This is a genomic window from Streptomyces sp. NPDC002884 (assembly GCF_040295245.1).
In the GTDB taxonomy this organism is placed as follows: domain Bacteria; phylum Actinomycetota; class Actinomycetes; order Streptomycetales; family Streptomycetaceae; genus Streptomyces.
In genome coordinates this window covers 1-4,412 of record NZ_JBEOVB010000091.1, presented here as the reverse complement: position 1 = coordinate 4,412, position 4,412 = coordinate 1, and the positions used below count along the sequence as shown (strand labels likewise).

The following is a 4,412-nucleotide window of genomic DNA, read 5'->3' as shown; positions in this document are numbered from 1 at the left end:
AGAACACCATGAAGGCCACCGTCATCGCCGACTGGCGAGGCCGCACGTTATGGACCGATGCCCTGCGACCTGGGCGTATACACGACGCCACGGCCGCCCGCAACGAAGGCACCGCCGTCTGCTTCCGGCACTTCCCCGACGTCGAAGTCCTCCTGGACGACGGCTGCCTCGGCCTGAGCCGCGACCACCGCGGCCAAGCGATCACACCACCCAGAAAACCGCGGCCAGGAGCATTGCCCGGCAGAGTCGAACAGTGGGAACACGACCGGCACGGGCGCAGGGTGAACACGTCTCACCCGCTATCACGCACCAACCCGTAAGGGCTCGCAGAGAATTAACTTGTGCATTCTGCGGCTTGACACCGCAGGTCAGTGCGCCACACGCCCGCATGTTGTTCTTCTGCGGGTCCTAAAGCGATCCAAAGAATTTGGCTATTCCTCGCTGCATTCGAGATTCCCGAGAGTGGCTCTGCCTCTGCCCTTCGCGGTTGCTGTCTGCGACACTGCCGGTGCCCGATGGAGTGGTAGCAGCAGTAACCGTTCGACACCCTTGCAGAGAGACCGACGGTCCCTTATAGTTAAGGAATGGTGGTCTGTCGATCTGAAGACTCTGGGGCGTGGAAATGCCGACGCAACCCTAGGTGACGATAAAAGCGTAAAATGGCGCCCCGGAGCACGACATCGGAACGGCGCTTCGGATTGCCACTGTCGCGCATATACAGTTTCGGGCGTCCTAATTAAATGAGGACGCCCCGGAGGCTCGTTCGAAGAATCAGTTTAGACTGTACGAATAACACGCCATTTCAGAAAGTCGGAACCTGTGAAAAACGTTGGCAAATTCGACTGGATCAAGTCGGCCACTGACGCAGCACACAGCACGCAGGCCGATCTGAGCAAATATCCTGCACCCCAGAAGATCGCTCGCAACTTGGTGCGAAGTGCGCTTATGTATGAGGATGAGCAATGGGTAGATTCCATTACGCTGATAGCTGACGAGCTGGTGGGTAATGCTTTGCAGCACGCCCAAACAGCCAGCGGTATCCACTTTTCATTAAATATTTTACGTTGGTGCGCTATCGTTGCAGTAAAGGACGGCGGTTCAGAATTCACGAAACCTATCTGTCAGCCAGTCGGCGCACCTCCAGAGGTTGAATCGGGACGCGGTCTATTAATTGTCGATACCATTTCAGATTATTGGGGAATACAGGCAACTGAAAGCGGGAAGAGGGTTTTCGCTCTTCTCCTCCGCAACTCTACGGGATAACGTATGCGACCCCCTGCGCGGACAGAAAGGAATGTTAGATACTGGATCGCAAGTTTACATACTAGGTGCGTTTCGGATCCCGATTCACTCTAGGCCACTGTCGCCAGAGTGTTACCGGTAGATCGTTAGCCCGGAACAGTCATCTTGCTGTGTATGGCATCAAAATAGATACAGGGCTTCCTGGAGGCACCGCTGCTGCCGCATCATGATTTCCAGATTCGATATTCATTGCCTGGTCGAATGCCTACCGGAACCCCTGGAAAGCCCCGGCGTTCACGCCGGGAGTAAATGCATCTCAAGGCTGCTCCGACATGTATTTTTGAGTGCACGCTTTTGTCGCTCGATGTACTGACGGACGATCGCCAAAGGTGGTCCGCCGCATGATCCGGAGAAGCGAAAGCCCGATTGATCACCGACCACTTCGGCAGCGGCTCGAACCCCTTGGTCCACGGTCACTGGACCACTTCGACGTCGATGCCCACCTCGGCGTTGTGGTTGAAGATGCTGGCCTGGTACTAACCTTGAATGCATGATGTCTTCATGGTGGCTGGCTCGCTATAGATCTTCAATGGCTGCGGTTACGGCGGTTGGAAGTCGAGGCCGGTCTTGGTGATGAGGCCGTCGATGAGGCCGGGTCGGTACTGCATCTGTTTGAGCCGGGTCTTCACCAGCGCGGTGAGCTGGTCAAGGCTGTGTTTGGTGAGGTTGGCCAGCGATCTCTTCAGGTGTGACCACTCACCTTCGACCGGGTTGAACTCAGGAGCGTAGGGCGGCAGCTGGTAGACGGTCAGCCAGAATCGGGCGGCGATCAGCTCCCGCATGGTGTGGCTGACGTGCGTGTGCAGATTGTCCCGGACCAGGACGATCGGGCCGCCGAGCTGCTGGTGTGCGGCGTCCAGCAGGCGGGCGTAGTCGGTCTCGGCGAAGCCTTTGCGCCGACCTTTGGCAGGGCCGCGGTCGAGGTGGATGCGGCAGATCAGCCGGGACCGGTGGCCGGACTTCGTGCAGATCAGTGCAGCCATGGAGACACGCTTGGTACCCGCGGCGGTGACCCGCACGGTGGGCGTGTGGCCCCGGCGGCCCCGGGTTCGGCCTTTGGGTGGCCTCAGCCCCTGGCCGGCTTCGTCCTCGAAGCAGAGCCGGGCGCCCAGGTCCGCCGCCGTCTTTATATGACGGGCCACTGCTCGTCCTTCCAGGCAGCGATCTTCTCTTCATCCCGCTCGGTCGCCTTGCGGGAGCGAACCTGCACGCTCCAGCCGATGCGGTGCAGCAGCAGGTCCATCCCGGCCACGGTGTACTCCACCCCGAACCGGCGGCGCACGACCTCCGCGATCCTCGCCAAAGTCCGGCACAGGTCGCACCAGCCGGCAGTGGCCGGATCGGCATCCAACACCGCCTCCAGCACACGCAGTTGACCGTTTCGAGCTTGCAGCGGGCACCGCCGATCCCCTTGGAGACCAAAGCCTGCCGACCCCCCGCAGCCAACGCCCCACGCCAGCGGTTCGCCGACATCCGAGTCACCCTGAACCGCCGAGCCACCTCCCAGGAGAAGCTCTTGCCGCCGTCGGGCCGGGCGTCCGGGCAGGGCCGGTAGATCAGCCGTGAGGATTCGCGGCTCTTGCAGCAGGCTAGGGCAGCCACCGACAAGCAGCGAAGTGAGCGGCCCCGGACGCGGATCACAGGGGTGTGGCCGCGGCGGGACCAGGTGCGGGTGGTCGGCGGCGTCATCGAGAATCCGGCTTCGTCCTCGAAGACGGGCCAGGCACCGAGCGCCGCCACGGTCCTACCACCTGCGGCCAGGTCTCCTTCCTCCATCCGGCCACGGCCGCCTCGTCGCGCTCGATGGCACGGCGGGCGGGAACCTGGAAGGTCCAGCCATTCCGACTGAGCAGCGCGGCAATGCCCTGGACGCTGTAGCTCTTGCGGAATCGGCGCCCAATCAGGGGCTTGATCCGCGGCAAGTTCGTCGCTGAGCAGCGGCAGCGACGCCGGCCCCTCCGAGGCCAGGGCTGCCGGCCCGCCCTGCGACCAGGTCTTGCGCCAACGCCGTACCAACCGGGCACTGGCCCGCAGGTCCTGCCCAATGACCGCGACCTCCTCCCCCATCTGGAAGCGCTCGGCCGCCTCCAACCGCAACTTCTCATGGAAGGCCCGCCGTTCGTCGGTCAGTCCACCGCACTTGGCGTACCGCAAGACTCATGAACCGACACCACGCCTTGCCGGTCAGTAGGAGAATTCTGCACGGGAGTTATATGACGCTCAAACCGCCCAAGCCGAGGGAAGACTTGATCGTCGACTGGCTCGAAGCACCATCTGATCACCGACGAGCACGGCACCCCGCTCGTGGTTCTGCTGACTGGGGCAACCGTAGCAACGCTACTCACCTACTGCCGCTGCCCTGTCGGTCCGCGGCGGGTCGGACCTCTCTGCCGCAAGCAGGACTCCCCGTTCGCCGACCGCAGCTACGACCACGGCATTTGCCATCCGCCGAGACCAAGTCCGCGACCCGCGGCATCGTGCCCGCGCCTGCTCGCCGGGCACACGGCACGGCACGAGACTGAGCACTTACCGGTACGGGGCAAACGGACCCTCACCTGAGTTCGCCAGCAGGACCTCGTGCCGCCGCTGCCACACGCCGGCCGCGTTCCAGTCCCGCAACCGGCGCCAGCACATCATGCCCGAGCCGAATCCGAGTTCCTGCGGCAGATACTCCAACTGGATTCCGGTGTGCAGCACATGCAAGATCCCGCACAGCACTTCCCGGTCCGGCAATGCCTTGCGGCCGGGATACCGGAACCTGCGCTCACGCTGCGGCAGCAGCGGCTCCAAGCGGTCCCACAACTCATCCGACACGATCCACGGCGACGTCCCCACACCAGACCGAACGCCTAACTCCCGCCCCGGACACGGCAACCAGAACCGATCCACCTCACTGTGTTAGCCGTTGCAAGACTCGCAGAAGAACAACATGCGGGCGAGTGACGCACTGACCTACGATGTCAAGCCGCAGAACGCACAAGTTAATTCTCTGCGAGCCCTAATTGGCTCTAACAGAAGTGGTGCGATCATGTGACTGTCGGCTTGATCGCTCGTTGATGAGGGCATGGGGAAGCGTCAGTCGCGGCCGTGGATCGTGTCGGACGAACTGT

Annotated in this window: 1 protein-coding gene and 5 pseudogenes; 3 read left to right on the top strand and 3 right to left on the bottom strand. The window is 62.1% G+C overall.

Translation table 11 applies throughout. The features are described 5' to 3' along the window. Together ABT070_RS46035 and ABT070_RS46030 are read left to right on the top strand one after the other, a co-directional pair. A pseudogene (locus ABT070_RS46035) lies at positions 1-320 on the top strand (transposase family protein); the annotation flags it as partial. 499 nt (positions 321-819) lie between these two features. Further along, the gene (locus tag ABT070_RS46030; RefSeq protein WP_351769324.1) at positions 820-1,263 is read left to right on the top strand and encodes an ATP-binding protein; all 444 of its coding nucleotides are present in this window, start codon (positions 820-822) and stop codon (positions 1,261-1,263) included. 578 nt (positions 1,264-1,841) lie between these two features. On the opposite strand, the pseudogene ABT070_RS46420 reads toward ABT070_RS46030, so the two are convergent. Continuing rightward, positions 1,842-2,805 (bottom strand): annotated as a pseudogene (locus tag ABT070_RS46420) (IS630 family transposase); the annotation flags it as partial. Continuing rightward, positions 2,806-3,456, bottom strand: a pseudogene (locus tag ABT070_RS46415) (transposase); the annotation flags it as partial. Between the two features lie 105 nt (positions 3,457-3,561). Here ABT070_RS46415 and ABT070_RS46410 point away from each other — a divergent pair. Then, positions 3,562-3,838 (top strand): annotated as a pseudogene (locus ABT070_RS46410) (IS5/IS1182 family transposase); the annotation flags it as partial. Positions 3,839-3,867: 29 nt separating this feature from the next. Here ABT070_RS46410 and ABT070_RS46000 read toward each other — a convergent pair. Further along, a pseudogene (locus ABT070_RS46000) lies at positions 3,868-4,176 on the bottom strand (transposase); the annotation flags it as partial. Between the last annotated feature and the right edge of the window lie 236 nt (positions 4,177-4,412).